Source organism: Actinoplanes sp. CA-015351, from assembly GCF_050955685.1.
In the GTDB taxonomy this organism is placed as follows: Bacteria; Actinomycetota; Actinomycetes; order Mycobacteriales; family Micromonosporaceae; genus Actinoplanes.
In genome coordinates, this window is record NZ_CP192102.1 from 6998121 (window position 1) to 7013281 (window position 15161).

The following is a 15161-nucleotide window of genomic DNA, read 5'->3' on the forward strand; positions in this document are numbered from 1 at the left end:
CGGTAATCGCGGACGCGCTCGATGACCGTCTCCAGCCAGTCGTGATCCGACTTCTGCATGGTCTCCAAGGCGTCCCAAAGCCGGCCGCCGAGCAACGGCAGCTCCAACTCGAGCAGCCGCATCCGGTGAGATTGGGACGCTCCGGCGGCCTCCGACAGCGACCGATGGATTCCCCTGACAGCCTTGATCAGATCGAGTAACGAATCATTGTCGGGGTGGTCCTGGTTGAGCTGGAATGTCAGCGAGAAGTCCCGGCGCATCGGGTGCGCCTGATAGCAGGTCCCCGCCACCTCGGCTCTGACCTTGTATTCGAGGCCACGAACCAGGTTGGCCATGACGTACTTCTGTTCTGCGGCGGAGGCGACTCGCTCCAGGGATCCTTCGAGGGCCAGCGCGGCCGCTCTGAGGAAGCGCAAACATCGGCAGGGGGGTGCGGGTGGCGAAGCCCCCGCTACGCGCGGCGAAGTCGCGCAGAAATGACGAGCGCCCCCGGTCCGCGGACTCCGCGGACCGGGGGGCACCCAAAGCTCGTGGGCGATACTGGGATCGAACCAGTGACCTCTTCCGTGTCAAGGAAGCGCGCTCCCGCTGCGCCAATCGCCCTACAGACAAAGCCCTGCGAGGTGGAGACGGGATTTGAACCCGTGTACACGGCTTTGCAGGCCGTTGCCTCGCCTCTCGGCCACTCCACCGTGGCGGCCGATGCAAGGATCAGCAACAGCCTTCTCCGAGCGGACGACGGGATTCGAACCCGCGACCCTCACCTTGGCAAGGTGATGCGCTACCACTGCGCCACGTCCGCACGATCTCCGGAACTTTCCCGGCGACGGATGAAACCTTAGCCGAGCCCTGCCACCTGCCGCAAAGCGGGTCCCCCAGCACACCCCGAGCAAGGCCAGCACACCCCTAGCGGGGATCGCCGAGGATCCGGCGCACCTCGGCGATCAGCTCGGACTGGAACGCCGCGACGCTGCCGTCGACGACGCCGACGCGGTAGTCGGGGCCGGTTTCCGGGTGGTCGGCGAGCGCCTGGTCGTGGCGCCGGGCCTCGCCGTCGACGTGTCCGGAGGTATACGCCTGCAAAGAATCGTCCATCACGGCGCCAATCTCCCACGCCCCGAGCACCCGGCCGGTCAGGACTTCAGCTGGAAATCGGCGTCGCGTAGCGGAGTTTGTGCACCTTGAGGATGGGTGTCGTCTCGGTGGACCGGACACCGTCGATCCGGGCGACCTTCTCGTTGAGGAAGGACCAGAGGGCCGCGTTGTCGGCGGTGAGCACCTCGGCGCAGAGGTCCGCCCGGCCGAGCAGCGTCGAGACGTACGTGACTTCGGGCATGTCGACAAGCGCTTCGACGACGGCCTGGTGCCGGGCCGGGTCGACGGTGAGGAAAACCAGGCTGAGATGGGTGTTTCCGAGCTGTTCCGGGTCGGCGAACGCGACGATGCGCAGGATGGACGCGTCCTGGAGGCGTTTGACCCGTGCCCGGACGGTGGCTTCGGAGGAGCCGATGTTGCGGGCGATTTCCCGGAACGCCCGCCTGCCGTCCTCCTCCAGCTCGTGCACGATCGCGCGGTCCAGCTCGTCGAGGGTGTGGTCAGACATGCGGAAAGCGTAGCGAAGCGCCTGTGCGATGCGTTTCTGCGCGGTAAAACAACGTGGATACTGCGCATTGCGCAGTTGCAACCCTTCCGAAGACGCAATGCGTGGTGCTAGCGTCCCGTCAACGCGAAACGCGCAGCAATGAGCCCCTAAATTCACGCAATGCGCGAGGAGGCCCGACGTGCCGGAGCCGCAAACCGATATAAGACCGACCTCAGATCACGTCTACGAGAAGACCCTGCGATGGTGGGATGGCTTCACCATCAGCCTCTCCATCCCGGCCGCCTTGTTCGTCGGCATGGGTTACGCCATCGGATACATCGGCGCGTGGACCGCCCTCGCCCTGCTCGGCGTGGTCGCTGTCGTCGCCTGCCTGCAGAACTTCGTCTACTCCGAGCTGGCCGGCATGTTCCGCGACAAGGTCGGCGGCATCTCGATGTACGCCCACCAGGGCTGGCGCACCCGCTCCACCCTGGTCGGCCCGATCGCCACGTACGGCTACTGGTTCGCCTGGTCGAGTTCGCTCGCCATCTACGGCCTGCAGATCGGCACGCTCGTGCAGGCCGAATGGTTCCCGGAGCAGACCTGGACGTTCTCGACCGGGCTCGCCGAGATCGGCTTCCCGCACGTCGTGGCGCTGGGCGTGCTGGTGCTCGGCTGGGCTCTGAACGTGCTCGGCATGCGGCCTGCCATGTGGCTCATGTACGCGACCGGCGTGCTGGTCCTCGTACCCATCCTGATCTTCGCGATCGCGCCGTTGACGACCGACGCCTGGTCGATCAGCAACCTGCACTGGGACATCGCCGCGAGCGGTTTCCCCGGCTGGCGCACGGCGATCGCCTGGATGTTCGTGCTGGCCTGGTCGGTTTACGGGATCGAGGCGGTGGCGTCGTTCGTCCCCGAATTCCGCGACACCGCCCGTGACTCGCGGATCGCGCTGCGGCTGGCCGGCGTCTTCGTGATCGCGGTGTACCTGCTCGTCCCGTTCGGCGTCGGCGGGCTCGCCGACCAGGCCGCTGTCGCCGAGGATCCGGTCGCCTTCTACCTGGGCATCTTCCCGGGCGGTGACCTGCTCATGACGGTCTGCCTGATCGCCGGTCTGATGCTGCTGATGGTGATGACCACAGCGGACGGCGGCCGGGTCCTGCACGGCAGCGCCATCGAGGGCCTGACCATCAAGCAGCTCGGCGAGCTCAACCGGTTCAAGGTGCCCGGCCGTGCGATGTCGCTCGACCTGGTGGTGAACGTGATCCTGATCCTGTTCGTCGGTGAGGCACTCGCCGTGATCGTGGCCGGGATCCTCGGTTACATCCTCTGCCACATCCTCTCGCTGACCGGCTTCCTCCATCTGCGGCGCGACGCGCCGGACGCCGAGCGTCCGATCAGGCTCGGCAAGCAATGGGTCGCGATCGCGGCGGTGCTCGCTCTCTTCGACGCGGTCCTGCTTGTTGTCGGCGCGCTCTCCGCCCAGATCACCGGGTACGGCGGAACGAAGGAACTGGTCATCGGCGTGCTCGTGCTCTCGGTGTCGGTCCTGCTGTACCTCTACCGCCGGATCGTCCAGGACGGCGAACGCTTCGTCTGGAAGGAGCAGCCGGCCCGATGACCGGGAACTGGAACTGGCCGGGCGGCAAGAAGGTCGCCGTCAGCTGGACGTTCGACGTGGACGCCGAGGCCGGCTGGCTCGGTGAGGGCGAGGAGTACTCCCGCCGCCTCACGATCCTCTCGGAGGGCCGGTACGGCATCACGCGAGGCACTCCGCGGATCCTCGCCCTGCTGAAGAAATATGACATACCGGCAACCTTCTTCGTACCGGGATACACCGCCGAGAAGCACCCGGGCCTCGTCGAGGCGCTGCTCGAAAACGGTCACGAGATCGCTCACCACGGTTACCTGCACCTGCGCAGCGACAAGGTCAGCACGGCCGACCAGGAAGCCGAGATCGACAGGGGCCTGGTGGCACTCGCGAAGGCCGGCGCCACCGATGTCACCGGTTATCGCTCCACCTCCTGGGAACTCACCCCGGAGACGTTCGAGCTGCTGGTCGACCGCGGTTTCGGGTACGACTCCAGCTGCATGGGCGACGACCGGCCGTACGTCGAGCAGTGGAACGGCCGCGAGATCCTGGAGTTGCCGGTGCACTGGTCGCTCGACGACTGGCCGAAGTTCGGCTGGAACATCGACGGCGGCGGCAACGTCACCGACCCGTCCGAGCTGCGGCGCAGCTGGTGGGCGGAGTTCCGGTCGGCGGCCGACGAGGGCCGGCACACCACGTACACCATGCACCCGGAGGTGATCGGGCGGCCGTATCGCCTGGTCGAGGTGGAGGCGCTGCTCGACGAGATGACAGCACGCGACGACGTCTGGTTCGCCCGGCTCGACGAGGTCGCCGCGCACTGCCGGCCTCTGCTGGGCTTGCCGCCGAAGGACGTGGCATGACCACTCGGACGTTCCGGTCCAGCGTTCTCGGGCCACGCGAGCGCGGTGAGGAGTTCGGGCGGACTTTCTCGGACGAGATCAGTGCGTGCGTTTTCGCGTACACAAGGCTCTTTGAAATGGCCGCGAGCGGGCCTGTCGACCTGGACCACCTCGGTGGTCTCGCCCGCGAGGCGATCTGGGCGATCTCCGGAGAGATCGCCGAGGAGATCAACGGCCTCGCCGCCGGCTCGGGACGCAGCGTCGCGGAGATCTGCGCGATCAACGCACGCACCGAGATCCTCGCGCTCCTCAAGAGCCCAGCGACGGTACGCGGGGAGTGCAGCACAGTGGTCCGACTGAACAAAAACGGTCAGCCGCTCGCGGTGCAGGCCTGGGATTGGTACGAGTCGCTGGCCGGCTCGTGGCTCGTCTGGGAGATCCCGCACCCGGACGGGTCGGTGACCACGACACTGACCGAGTACGGCATCGTCGGCAAGATCGGCGTGAACAGCCGTGGCCTCGGCGTTCTCTTCAACATCCTGCATCACGCGGCGGACGGATCAGGGATCGGCGCTCCCGTGCACGTGCTGTCGCGCGCGGTGCTGGACGGCGCCCGCGATCTCAACCAGGCGCTGGTCCGCCTGGCCGGAGCGCCCGTCTCGGCGTCATCGGCGCTGACGCTGGTCGCGGCCCGTGACGGTGAGTGCGCTGCCGTGAGCGTCGAGGTCAACCCGGTCCGGGTGGGTTATGTGCTGCCGGACGCGGACGGGTTGCTGCTGCACACGAACCACTTCCTCAGCTCACCGGCATCGTCGGGTGACACCGAGCTGATCACCGGGCCGGACAGTGTGGTCCGCCTGGATCTGCTGCGGCGGCGGCTCGCGTCGTCCCCGGACGTGATCGCCGCGATGAACAGCCATCTGCTCGGCGGTGGTGGCCTCTGCTGTCACGCGGATCCGGCACTGCCCGCCGCTTCGCGTTTCGCCACCCTGGCCGTCGTCGAGCTGGACGTGGCCTCCGGAACCCTGACCGCCCACCCCGGCGGCCCCTGCTCCCTCCTCTGAATTGGAGATCAACATGGCTCTGCGACTCAAGCGCATCGACAACATGGACATCCTGACCAGGAACGTCGCCGGCCTGGTCGACTTCTACCACGGACTGCTCGGACTGCCGTTTCACCTGCCTTACGTCCCGGAGGAGGAGTGGGCAGCGATCAACCTCGGCAACCTCACCCTCTACATCTTCAAATCCGAGGCCGGCGAGCACGAGCCACGCCGGACCGCTGTCAACGCCGACAACGCACCGGGGTACGACTCGATGGCGTTCGAAGTGGACGACCTGGATCTCGCTGAGGCCGAACTGGACGGCAAGGTCGAGTGGGTCGACGAGCGGATCGAGTGGAAGCACCCGAACGGGACCTGGTACCGATACCGGCCGTTCTTCGACCCGGACGGCAACATGCTGTACGTCACCGAGCCGCACCAGGCCGGCGCATGAGTTCGGCCCTACCCGGTTCGGATCTCACCGGGCGGGTCGCGCTGATCACCGGCGCGGCCCGCGGGATGGGTCTGGCACACGCGTCCGCCCTGGCCTCGCTCGGCGCGCGTGTCCTGCTGGCCGACCTCGACGAGGAGGTCGTCGAGGTCGCGGCCCGGATGCGCCAGGAGGGCATGTCGACGACCGCGGTGACCGCCGACATCACCGACCCGGCGACGCCCGCCGCGCTGGTGGCGATCGCGGAAGATTTCGGCGGGCTGGACATCCTGGTGCACAACGCCGGCCTGATGCACGACTGGCGGACCCTGGACGAGACACCGCCGTCCGCACTGGATCGATACCTGGCCGTCAACGTGACAGCCCCGTACGCGATCACCCGGGTTGCCGCTCCCCTGCTGCGCCGCAGCCCGCACGGCCGGGTCGTCTTCATCTCCTCGCAGTGGGGGCAGGTGCCGGACGGGCACAGCTATGGATACATGGTCTCCAAGGCCGCCCAGCTGGGCCTGATGAAGGCGCTCGCCGCCGAGTTCGTCCGCGACGGCGTGCTGGTCAACGCGGTCACCCCGGGAGCGATACAGACCCGGATGGTCCCCGACGACCGGTACGACGAAGAGGTCGCAGCGGTTCCGCTGGGCCGCCTGGGGGCGCCTTCGGAGATCGCGTCCGTCGTCGCTTTCCTCGCGTCGGACGCGGCGTCGTTCATCACCGGTCAGGTCATCGGCGCCAACGGTGGCGCCCTCGTCGTCGGAATTTGAGGTCTGTTGATGTCCCTTACTTCGTCCAAGCGGGATCAGGCCGAGGAGGCCATGCGTCGCTCGTGGTTCCCGGTGGCGCGCCTCGTTGATCTCGACAAGCCGGTCGCCGCGACGCTTCTCGGTGTGAAGCTGGTGGTCTACCGCGACGGCTCCGGGCAGGTGGTTGTCCAGTCACGGCGCTGCCCGCATCGCGGTGGCGACCTGTCCATCGGAGAGGTTCACCCGGCGTCGATCGCCTGCCCGTACCACGGTTGGGAGTTCGCCAGCTCCGACGGGGCCTGCTCCCGGGTGCCGTCGCTCGCCGACCAGTCGAGGATCCCGCCGAAAGCCCGGATCCGGACCTACCCCGCCGTCTCGCGTTTCGGCCATGTCTGGACGGTTCTCGAAGAGCCGGTCGGTCCGATGTACGACCCGGAGGAGTGGCAGGACGCCGATCTCGTCTGGCTCGCCGCTGATCCGATCGACTCACCGGTCGGCGTCGGTGTGACGATCGAGAACTTCCGGGACGTGGCGCACTTCCCGTTCGTACACAAGGTCTCGATGGGTCCCACGCCGGAGGTTGTCGAAGCTCTCGACGTGAAGCGCGACGGCGTGGACGTGTGGATGTACCGGCCGCTGAACGCGGGCACCGGCGAGTGGGCAAACGACGGCGACTGCATGATGAAATATCACTGCATAGCGCCCGGTCTGGCCTCGATCACCTACGAATACCAGAAGTACGGCGTCCGCGTCGTCGCCGGCTTCCCGTCGCCCGTCTCGTACGAGCACGTGAAGATCTTCTGGGGTGTGGCAAACGCGGCGGATTACTCCGGGGCATCCCTGGCGGAGAACCTGCGCGTCGAGGAGATGGTCTACCTCGAAGACGTGCCGATCGTCGAGAACCTCGACCCCCGCGAGATCCCGTGGGACGCCGAGGTCGAGGAGTTCTCGGTACCGGCCGACATGTTCACCCTCAACTACCGGCGCTGTTTCCTGGAGCTGATGCGCCGCACCCGGGAGAGCGTCGATGCCGGCTGAGCCGCTGTCTCTGCGGGTGACCGAGTCCCGGTGGGAGGCCGAGGGAATCGTCTCGTTCACCCTCGCCTCCGGCGACCCGCTGCCGGTGTGGGAGCCGGGCGCGCACGTCGACGTGCATCTGCCGTCCGGGCTGGTCCGGCAGTACTCGCTCTGCGGCGACCCGGCCGACCGGTCGAAGTATCGGATCGCGGTGCTCGCCCTGCCCGGCGGCCGCGGTGGGTCGCTGGAAGCCCACCGTGAGCTCCGGCCCGGTCAGGTGATCCGGGTGGGCGTGCCTCGCCAGACGTTCCCGCAGGCCGAGGCCGATCGGTACGTGTTCGTGGCGGGCGGCATCGGTATCACCCCGCTGCTCCCGATGATCCGGGCGGCGGTGCGGTCGGGGGCACCGTGGGAGCTGGTTTACGGGGCGCGGTCAGCGGCGCACTTCGCGTTCGCCGCCGAGATCGGCATTTCGGAGGCTGTCCACCTGATCGACGCACCACTCGATCTTGAGAAAATCGTGGCGGGGTCGGCGGGCGCGAAGGTCTACGCGTGCGGACCGGGCGGCATGCTTGATGCGCTCCAGACCCTCATGGAGGCCGCCGGGCGCGGCTCCGAGCTGCACGTGGAGCGGTTCGCGGCACCGATTTCCGCTTCTGCAGCGGTCACGGGTTTTGAAGTCGAGCTGACTCGCACCGGGATCGTGGTGCCGGTGGGGCCGGAGAGCTCGATCCTGGAGTCGGTGCGCGCCGCCGGTGCGGACGTGCCGTCCTCGTGCGAAATGGGATTCTGCGGCACGTGTGAGACGAAGGTTCTCTCCGGAGCCGTCGATCATCGCGACGACCTGCTCACCGAGGAGGAACGCGCGCAGGGCGGCACGATGATGATCTGCGTGTCCCGGGCCGCGTCCGCGCGCCTGGTCCTCGATCTGTAATCAACCACAGTCGACCCCCACCGTGGTCACAGACTCCACACAACAGGACTGCCGATGCTTGTCTTCGGTGACCAGTCGAGGAGCCTTGATGAGTACGCAAGACCAAGCCAAGCAGTCCGCCAGCCCCGAGCCGGCGCCGTCGGCAGGCGCACCGGAACCAGTCACGGCGCCGGAGGCGGCGGCAGCACCAGAAACAGCGGCAGCACCAGAAACAGCGGCAGCGCCAGGGACGGCGGCAGCGCCAGGGACGGCGGCAGCGCCAGGGACGGCGGCAGCGCCGGAGGCACTGACCGAAGCCCGCGACCCGTGGGCGCCCAGACCCGCCGATGCCCACACAGCGGCCTTCCCCGCTGCGGTTCCCGCCCCGCAGCCGGTTACCGGAGCTCACGCCGATGGCACAGCTCAGGGTGGCGGCGAGCTGACCACCGCTACCGAGGTGATCACCGTGCCGGCGCCGGCTACCGAGGTCAGCACGCCGAGCGGGCCGCAGGCGGAGGCAGTCGCCGGGGAAACGGTCCCTGGCGAGACGACTGTCGGCGGGCCTGCTGCCGGCTGGCCTGCTGCCGGTGCCTGGGTTCCGCCGGTCGGAGAGGGCCCGTGGGCTCCGCCGGCGAAGGTTTCGGCGCGGGAACGGTTCGCCAAGAGCCCGAAGCTGGTACTCGCCGCCGCCGTCCTGGTCACCGCCGTCGCCAGCTCCGGCCTGACCGCCGGGATCATGTCAGCGGTCGGCGGTGACAGCGCCTCCACGCCGGCCGTGACAGTTCAGCAGGGCGGCCCCGGAAGCGGGATGCGAGGAGGCGGCGGCTTCCCCGGCGGGAGCGGCAGCGGCGGCTTCGGCGGCCAGGGGCAGGGCGGCTTCAGCGGCACCGACCCAGGAACAACCGACCAGGGCACGACAGACCAAGGCACGACCGACCAGGGCACGACGGACCAGGGCACGACAGACCAGGGCACCACCCAGCAGGGCACCACCCAGCAGGGCACCACCCAGCAGGGCACCGGCACCTGACCGCCCCATGATCCGAAGGCGGCGTGACTCCCCCGGTCGCGCCGCCTTCAGCTTTCGTGATGCCGGGTGGGCTTACAGGTTGAGTGGGGTGGGGTTGTCGGCGAGCGCTCGCAGTTTCTCGGCCGGTTCGGGAACCAGGCGGCGAGTCTGCCGGTCCAGGAGGCCCGCCACGCCGGTCACCGTGGCGACCGGGGTGCCATCGATACGCGTATACGCCTGCGACACCGTGAAGGTCTTGCCCGTGCCCCATTCGAAGTCGCACGTCACGTCGACCTCGTCGCCGGCGCGGAGCTCCTTCAGATAGCGGATCGTCGTCTCCAGCACCACCGGCCCCACACCCGCCCCGACCAGCACCTCCGGGGACAATCCGGCGGCGAGGAAGCACTGCCAGCGGGCGTGCTCGCCGTATTGCAGGTAGACAGCCTGGTTCACGTGTCCTTGAAGGTCTAGTTCGTACCCTCGTACCGCGATCCGCACCTGAAACATCGCCCGATCCTCACACATCGGACCTACTTTCTCCGTATAGCTGTGAGGGTGACCAGTGTCCCAACACCTCTCCGTCCGGTGGTGGCGGTCGCCGACCGGATCCGCACCGCCACCAGGCTCGGGCTGGTCGTGCTGACTCTGCTCGTGCCGGGTTGCCTGGCGACCGGGATGTACACCGCGGAAACCAGCGCGGACATCAGCTTCAGCGTGCGGGAGCAGGAGGGCGCTGACGTGTTGCGCCCGGTTCTTCTCGCGCTCGCGGAGGTGGCCGCTGGGCGTACCCCCGATCTTGAAGGGGTGCGGGAAGCCGCAGCCGCGTTCCCGGAGCTGGATCTCGCGGAGGCCGCGGCCGCTGTATCCGAAACAACGGACACCGCGGCCGGGCTGGCGGACCTGGTGGCGGTGATCGGGAACAACTCGAATCTGATCCTCGATCCGGACCTGGATTCGTTCTACGTGATGGACGCGCAGGTGGTGCAGCTGCCGCAGGCGCTGGTCGCGGCGTTGCAGCTGCCCACGGCCGGCACGAAGACGGCGGTGCTGGCCGGTCGGCTCGCCGGCATCGCGGAGTCGCTGCGCAACGATGTCGCGACGGCTGTCGCGAATACCGACGATTCGTCGCTGAGCGGACGGCTGGCGCCGGTGAGCGCGCTGGCCGACGAGATCACCAAGCTGGCCGAGGGCGAGACGGCTGACGTGGCAGGCGCCGCCGCGAAAGCCGTCGGACCGCTGCACGAAGGCCTGTCCGCGCTGCTCGACGACCGGGTGGACCAGTTTCGGATGGAACGCGGCACCGTTCTGGCGATCTCCATCGGCGGGTTCCTGCTGGCGCTCTGGTTCGCGGCTGCCGTGCTCTGGCGGACGAGCCATGACGTACGCCAGACCGTGGCCGCGGTGACCGCGATAGCCGGAGCGGATCTGGCGCCGCGGCCGTTGCCGTCCGGCCGGGACGAAATGGGCGACATCGGGCGTGCGATCGAAGTGGCCCGGTCCCGGCTGGTCGAGCAGGACGCGGCGCTGGCCGGCGCGGCTCAGGCCCGGGAGCAGCAGTTGCGCGCCGGGTTCCTGCATCAGAGGCAGGCCGAGGCGCAGTTCCGCCGGCGTACCCAAGAAGTCATCGACGAGTCCACCGGAGTGATCGCCGAGGAGCTACGGCAGGTGCAGGACAAGGTCGGCGAGGTGACCGGCGCGTCCGCAGTGATCGACGAGCGGATCACCGCGGCGGACGACGCCACCCGGGCGATCGTGAACCAGGCGCAGACAGCCGAGCAGGTGATCGCCTCGCTGGAGGAGAGCCTGCGCCGGGTCGCCGAGACGGCGCACCTGGTCACCGGCATCGCCGGGCAGACCCGGCTACTCGCCCTGAACGCCACCATCGAGGCGGCCCGGGCCGGTGATCTGGGGTACGGCTTCACTGTCGTCGCCGACGAGGTGAAACAGCTCGCCAACCACACGGCGGAGTCGACCGACCAGATCACCCGGACCATCGACGACCTGAAGAGCGACACGACGGAGATGGCGCACACCATCGCCACGATGATCGAGGGCATCGGCGGGGTGGGCGACGCCGCTACCTCGCTGCGGAGCGTCGCCGCCGACCAGGGACGGCTGATGGATTCGCTCGCCGGGCAGATGTCCGCCACGCTGGGCCGGATCGAGGACATGGCCGGTCTGGCGAGCACCCTGGAACGCCGGGAGCACGACCGGATCGCGGCGGCCGGCAAGCTGGTGCTGCACCGGCCGGGTCATCAGCCGATCGAGGCTGTCCTGATCAACGTGAGCGCGGGTGGCCTGCGGTGTCAGGTGTCCACCGACGCGAAGTACGCCGAGGGCGACACCATGGACGTGGATCTGGAGAGTGCCGAAGTGCGGCTGCTGGTGCACTCCCGGGTGGTGAACATCGACAGGCAGGAGCTGGGCCTGCAGTTCATGGTCACCGACGAGGCCTTGGCGGAACGCCTGGTCACCTTCGCCGACCGCCTGATGAACGACGCCGAGGATTGATCAGCCCCACCTGGCGAACTGCGCCCGCGCCTGCCGCTCACCCCGTGCAAGCAGCAGCTCACGCCCGCGCGGCAACCGGCCAAGACCTTGACTGACCAGCACGTTCGCGGCGAGCCGGGTCAGGCCGTACCACGGTGGCCGGTACGGCAATCCGAGGTCCCGGATGGCCGCCGGTCCGAGCAGCCAGCAGCTCACCGAGAGCGCCCGTTCCCGCTCGTAGACGCGCCGCACCCGGCCGCCGGGCAGGTCGTCGGCCATGTGGATGAGCGCCCGGGCGAGGGCCACGCTGTTGGCATCGGGCGGCGGATCGTTCGACAGGAAGTGGTAGAGCAGCCGACGGCCACGCCGCTCGTCGTGCGGCAGCCATTCCTCGTCGACACCCATGAGCCAGCCGATGTAACTCCACAGGTGCATGACCGCTGCGGCGTCGGCGCGGGAGACGCGTACCCCGAGCAGGCGCAGGTGCAGCAGGAAGCTGGTGCTGAACACGCCGAGCGTGCTGGCCTGGTCGTACTGGTTGATCGGCAGGCCGCGCAGCGCGTGGTCCCAGGTCGGATCGGCTTCGAGTTTCGCGTTGAGCAGCGCGTGCATGACGCGGACGTGCAGGGTCAGCCGGAAGCCCTCGGCGCCGGGCGCGAGACCGCCCGGCTCGGTGACGGCCCGCCACCAGATCGACGTCTCCTTGATCCGGCGCAGCGACTCGCCGCCGGCAAGCCTTCCGGTACGCACGAGAGGCTCCAGCGCGGCCGCCGTGCGATAACCACCGAGCAGCGATCCGTACGCGAGAACGAGGCCGGCGTCCATCCCGAAGGCACGGCAGGCCTGCGCGCCACGTTCGAGCAGACGGTCGTCGACCCAATCAGGCCGCGTTTCGACTTTATCGAGAAATATCCGAATCGCGCCCGTCGGGACATCATCGGAAGAGGCGAAAAATCGGTGTAAGTCGCCAGCCGGCACCGACCGGACCAGCGAATCAGCCAGCTCGTCGCGCCGGGTCAGCCCCGCCCGCAGAGCAGCCAGCTCCGCGTCGGTGGGATCAGCGCCCCGGCCCGCCACGAACCGCAACGGACGAGCGGCCCGCTCGGACCAGGCCCGGTCAAGACCAAACCTCGTTGGAGTCATACCCCGACGATAAGTGCTTTCCCTTCCAGCAAGCGGCGTAGACGTTCGTCGATATCACCGCTTGTCACAGGTGCTTCGCCCAGGACGATCAGGCCGGTGGTTCCGTCGATCGTCACAGTGGTTCCTTCGGCGAACGTTCGGTTGTTCACGCGTACCCCAGTGGTCTCGACAGAGACGCCTGCCTGGACCAGGCCGCGGTGAGCACGACGGAGCGGGTGCGGGCCTGCTGTTGCGCCCTGGTGAGCCGGACCATGCCGCCAGGATACTCACATCATCCGGATGTTCAGAACATCTGATTAGGGCTGGGCACCGAGCTTCACCTGCGTTCCTGCGGCTTTTCCGGCCCTGATGTAGTCAACCTTGACCGTGTCGCCGGGATTCTTCAGGAGTGTCACGGCGGCCACGTCGTTCGTCGTGGTGACCGCACTTCCGTCGATCGCGCTGACGATGTCGCCGGCTTTCAGTCCCGCCTGCGCCGCCGGACCGCCGGCCACCACCCCGCGGATGAAGACACCACCGGCACCGGCCCGATTCGCGGGGACGGTGATCAGGCTGAAGCCGAAGTACGCGTGGGTGACCGTGCCCGTCTCGATGATCTCGTCGGAGACCGATTTCGCATGGTCGACCGGAATCGCGAACCCGAGCCCGATGTCACCACCGCTGCTCCCACCGGACGCGTCCGGAATCCCCGCACCGGCGGTCGGAACCCCGATCAGCTCAGCCGCGCAGTTCACCAGCGCGCCGCCACTGTTGCCCGGATTGATCGCGGCATCGGTCTGCACCGCGGAGACCAGCAAAGCCGTCTGACCGTCGTCACCGGGAACCTCGATGGTCCGGTCCAGCGCGCTCACGATCCCCGAGGTCACCGTGTTGGAGAGCCCGAGCGGCGCACCGAGCGCGACGACGGGCTGACCGACCCGCACGTCCTCCGAGGAGCCGAACGCGATCACCGGCAGGTCACCCTGCCCATCCACCTTGATCACTGCAAGGTCCGACTTCGGGTCACGCCCGGTGATGACGGCCGGAACGGTACGCCCGTCATTGAAAAGCACACTGACCTGCCCACCATCGACGGCGAGTGAGATCACATGGTTGTTGGTGAGTATGTAGCCGTCACCCCGAATGACCTCCCCCGACCCGGTCCCGGCAGCCTCGCCGCTGGACGCCGAAATAGTCACGACGCTGGGCAGAGCCTTGGCGGAGACCTCGGTGGCGGCACAGGTCTGAGCGGTGTCCGGCAGCGGCGCAGCCGACCCACCGGCGGGTGCACCGCTGGGCTCACCGGAGGCGACAACAACGCCCCCGACAACGGCCCCCAGGACAGCAGCCACAGCCACCCCAACCCAGGTGACCCACCCACCCCCAGCCCTGCCTCCCCCAGCCCTGCCGCCTCCAGCGCTGCCTCCCCCAGCCGTCCCGCCCCCAGCGCTGCCTCCCCCAGCCCTGCCGACGCCTGAACCGCCGCCAGGCTCGACGCCAGGTCCAGAGCTGGGTCCAGAGCTGGGCCCAGAGCCAGGTCCAGAGCCGGGTCCAGTGCCGGGTCCGTTGCCGATTGACTCGCCGCCAGCCGCGCTGTCCATGCCCACCGCCCTCGCCTCAGCCCACGTCCAAGCTCAGCAAAGGCGACCGGCCCGATCCGCCACATCCTCCCCAGAGAATGAGCCCGGAAACGGAGACGGACCGACCACCAGCCAGCAAGCGACCACAAACTCACAAGATCACCCCAGACAGCGCAGGCGGGCGAGGGCGAGGGTGCGGGCGAGCCGGATCGTGAGGCTGGGCGGTCGGCTGGCCGAGACGGAGGCACACGCGAGGAGTTAGTAGCAGTGATGAGGACTCACCGATTGCTTGCGTGAACTCCCGTCACGGCCCAGGCGTGGATGAGATCACACGCAAGTACTCGGTGCGATCTCATCCACGCGAACCACCCACACCGTGCGGCCTGATCCACGCAAGAGCCGGCTACTCAGGAGCCGTGAACTCACCGCCCCTGTCTCGACCCAGGTTCGGTAGTGGCGAGCAATGCGCGGCGCCGGGCGGGCACGCTCAAGGCCGGGAACTGGCGCAGAGCCGGACGGGTTGGCGCGGAGGCGGGCAAGCCGGCGCGGGCAGATCAGCCAGCGGCAGCGGGGGTGCGGGTGGCGAAGACCCCGCACGCCGGGGTGGCAAAGACCCCGCACGCCGGGTGGCGTCGCGCAAAACAAAACGAGGCCGGCATGGTCAGCGCTGAACAGCTGACACACTCCGGCCCCGGTCTCGTGGGCGATACTGGGATCGAACCAGTGACCTCTTCCGTGTCAAGGAAGCGCGCTCCCGCTGCGCCAATCGCCCGCACAGGTC

At 68.3% G+C, this 15161-nt stretch carries 14 protein-coding genes and 4 tRNA genes; 9 read left to right on the plus strand and 9 right to left on the minus strand.

What is annotated here, in order from left to right; genetic code table 11:
- Positions 1-531: 531 nt before the first annotated feature.
- The 5 genes from ACQP2E_RS31655 to ACQP2E_RS31675 form a co-directional block, all read right to left on the minus strand.
- Positions 532-603: transfer RNA gene (locus ACQP2E_RS31655), tRNA-Val, on the minus strand.
- Positions 604-621: 18 nt separating this feature from the next.
- Positions 622-692, minus strand: a tRNA-Cys gene (locus ACQP2E_RS31660).
- A 38-nt stretch (positions 693-730) separates the two neighbouring features.
- Positions 731-802: transfer RNA gene (locus tag ACQP2E_RS31665), tRNA-Gly, on the minus strand.
- Positions 803-906: 104 nt separating this feature from the next.
- Positions 907-1095, minus strand: coding sequence for a hypothetical protein (locus tag ACQP2E_RS31670; protein WP_433834103.1), 189 nt, complete (start codon positions 1093-1095; stop codon positions 907-909).
- Between the two features lie 46 nt (positions 1096-1141).
- Positions 1142-1603: an Lrp/AsnC family transcriptional regulator gene (locus tag ACQP2E_RS31675; RefSeq protein ID WP_433826636.1), complete on the minus strand. Its 462-nt coding sequence runs from the start codon at positions 1601-1603 to the stop codon at positions 1142-1144.
- A gap of 178 nt (positions 1604-1781) precedes the next feature.
- Between ACQP2E_RS31675 and ACQP2E_RS31680 the strand changes: the two genes are divergently transcribed.
- From ACQP2E_RS31680 to ACQP2E_RS31715, 8 genes are all read left to right on the plus strand, one after another.
- A complete protein-coding gene (locus ACQP2E_RS31680) occupies positions 1782-3206 on the plus strand; it encodes an APC family permease (RefSeq protein WP_433826637.1) in 1425 nt (474 codons plus the stop codon).
- A complete protein-coding gene (locus tag ACQP2E_RS31685; protein WP_433826638.1) occupies positions 3203-4039 on the plus strand; it encodes a polysaccharide deacetylase family protein in 837 nt (278 codons plus the stop codon). Before ACQP2E_RS31680 ends, ACQP2E_RS31685 begins: the two co-directional genes overlap by 4 nt.
- A complete protein-coding gene (locus ACQP2E_RS31690) occupies positions 4036-5082 on the plus strand; it encodes a C45 family autoproteolytic acyltransferase/hydolase (RefSeq protein ID WP_433826640.1) in 1047 nt (348 codons plus the stop codon). Before ACQP2E_RS31685 ends, ACQP2E_RS31690 begins: the two co-directional genes overlap by 4 nt.
- 13 nt (positions 5083-5095) lie before the next feature.
- Positions 5096-5515, plus strand: coding sequence for a VOC family protein (locus tag ACQP2E_RS31695; RefSeq protein WP_433826641.1), 420 nt, complete (start codon positions 5096-5098; stop codon positions 5513-5515).
- Positions 5512-6270 carry an SDR family NAD(P)-dependent oxidoreductase gene (locus ACQP2E_RS31700; RefSeq protein WP_433826643.1) on the plus strand — a complete coding sequence of 253 codons (759 nt, stop codon included), beginning with the start codon at positions 5512-5514 and terminating at the stop codon, positions 6268-6270. Before ACQP2E_RS31695 ends, ACQP2E_RS31700 begins: the two co-directional genes overlap by 4 nt.
- A gap of 9 nt (positions 6271-6279) precedes the next feature.
- On the plus strand, positions 6280-7287 hold the full coding sequence (locus ACQP2E_RS31705; protein WP_433826644.1) for a Rieske 2Fe-2S domain-containing protein: 1008 nt from the start codon (positions 6280-6282) through the stop codon (positions 7285-7287).
- Positions 7277-8200: a PDR/VanB family oxidoreductase gene (locus tag ACQP2E_RS31710; protein ID WP_433826645.1), complete on the plus strand. Its 924-nt coding sequence runs from the start codon at positions 7277-7279 to the stop codon at positions 8198-8200. The genes ACQP2E_RS31705 and ACQP2E_RS31710 overlap by 11 nt, the downstream gene beginning before the upstream one ends.
- Before the next feature lie 88 nt (positions 8201-8288).
- Positions 8289-9209, plus strand: a complete 921-nt coding sequence (locus ACQP2E_RS31715; protein WP_433826646.1) for a hypothetical protein — start codon at positions 8289-8291, stop codon at positions 9207-9209.
- A 72-nt stretch (positions 9210-9281) separates the two neighbouring features.
- Here ACQP2E_RS31715 and ACQP2E_RS31720 read toward each other — a convergent pair whose 3' ends face one another.
- The gene (locus tag ACQP2E_RS31720) at positions 9282-9695 is read right to left on the minus strand and encodes an acyl-CoA thioesterase (RefSeq protein WP_433826647.1); all 414 of its coding nucleotides are present in this window, start codon (positions 9693-9695) and stop codon (positions 9282-9284) included.
- A 48-nt stretch (positions 9696-9743) separates the two neighbouring features.
- On the opposite strand from ACQP2E_RS31720, the gene ACQP2E_RS31725 reads away from it, so the two are divergent.
- Complete coding sequence (locus ACQP2E_RS31725; RefSeq protein ID WP_433826648.1) at positions 9744-11699, plus strand: methyl-accepting chemotaxis protein; 1956 nt, start codon at positions 9744-9746, stop codon at positions 11697-11699.
- Here ACQP2E_RS31725 and ACQP2E_RS31730 read toward each other — a convergent pair whose 3' ends face one another.
- The 3 genes from ACQP2E_RS31730 to ACQP2E_RS31740 all read right to left on the minus strand — a co-directional run bounded on the left by ACQP2E_RS31730 (position 11700) and on the right by ACQP2E_RS31740 (position 15152).
- Positions 11700-12821, minus strand: coding sequence for an oxygenase MpaB family protein (locus ACQP2E_RS31730; RefSeq protein WP_433826649.1), 1122 nt, complete (start codon positions 12819-12821; stop codon positions 11700-11702).
- A 296-nt stretch (positions 12822-13117) separates the two neighbouring features.
- Positions 13118-14152 carry a S1C family serine protease gene (locus tag ACQP2E_RS31735; protein ID WP_433826650.1) on the minus strand — a complete coding sequence of 345 codons (1035 nt, stop codon included), beginning with the start codon at positions 14150-14152 and terminating at the stop codon, positions 13118-13120.
- 928 nt (positions 14153-15080) lie between these two features.
- Positions 15081-15152, minus strand: a tRNA-Val gene (locus ACQP2E_RS31740).
- Positions 15153-15161: the final 9 nt, after the last annotated feature.

What these genes read in the sequence shown, in the direction of transcription:
- ACQP2E_RS31670 (WP_433834103.1), bottom strand. Translation starts at nt 1,095, where the DNA reads ATGGACGATTCTTTGCAGGCGTATACCTCCGGACACGTCGACGGCGAG.
- ACQP2E_RS31675 (WP_433826636.1), bottom strand. Translation starts at nt 1,603, where the DNA reads ATGTCTGACCACACCCTCGACGAGCTGGACCGCGCGATCGTGCACGAG.
- ACQP2E_RS31685 (WP_433826638.1), top strand. Translation starts at nt 3,203, where the DNA reads ATGACCGGGAACTGGAACTGGCCGGGCGGCAAGAAGGTCGCCGTCAGC.
- ACQP2E_RS31690 (WP_433826640.1), top strand. Translation starts at nt 4,036, where the DNA reads ATGACCACTCGGACGTTCCGGTCCAGCGTTCTCGGGCCACGCGAGCGC.
- ACQP2E_RS31695 (WP_433826641.1), top strand. Translation starts at nt 5,096, where the DNA reads ATGGCTCTGCGACTCAAGCGCATCGACAACATGGACATCCTGACCAGG.
- ACQP2E_RS31700 (WP_433826643.1), top strand. Translation starts at nt 5,512, where the DNA reads ATGAGTTCGGCCCTACCCGGTTCGGATCTCACCGGGCGGGTCGCGCTG.
- ACQP2E_RS31705 (WP_433826644.1), top strand. Translation starts at nt 6,280, where the DNA reads ATGTCCCTTACTTCGTCCAAGCGGGATCAGGCCGAGGAGGCCATGCGT.
- ACQP2E_RS31710 (WP_433826645.1), top strand. Translation starts at nt 7,277, where the DNA reads ATGCCGGCTGAGCCGCTGTCTCTGCGGGTGACCGAGTCCCGGTGGGAG.
- ACQP2E_RS31715 (WP_433826646.1), top strand. Translation starts at nt 8,289, where the DNA reads ATGAGTACGCAAGACCAAGCCAAGCAGTCCGCCAGCCCCGAGCCGGCG.
- ACQP2E_RS31720 (WP_433826647.1), bottom strand. Translation starts at nt 9,695, where the DNA reads ATGTTTCAGGTGCGGATCGCGGTACGAGGGTACGAACTAGACCTTCAA.
- ACQP2E_RS31730 (WP_433826649.1), bottom strand. Translation starts at nt 12,821, where the DNA reads ATGACTCCAACGAGGTTTGGTCTTGACCGGGCCTGGTCCGAGCGGGCC.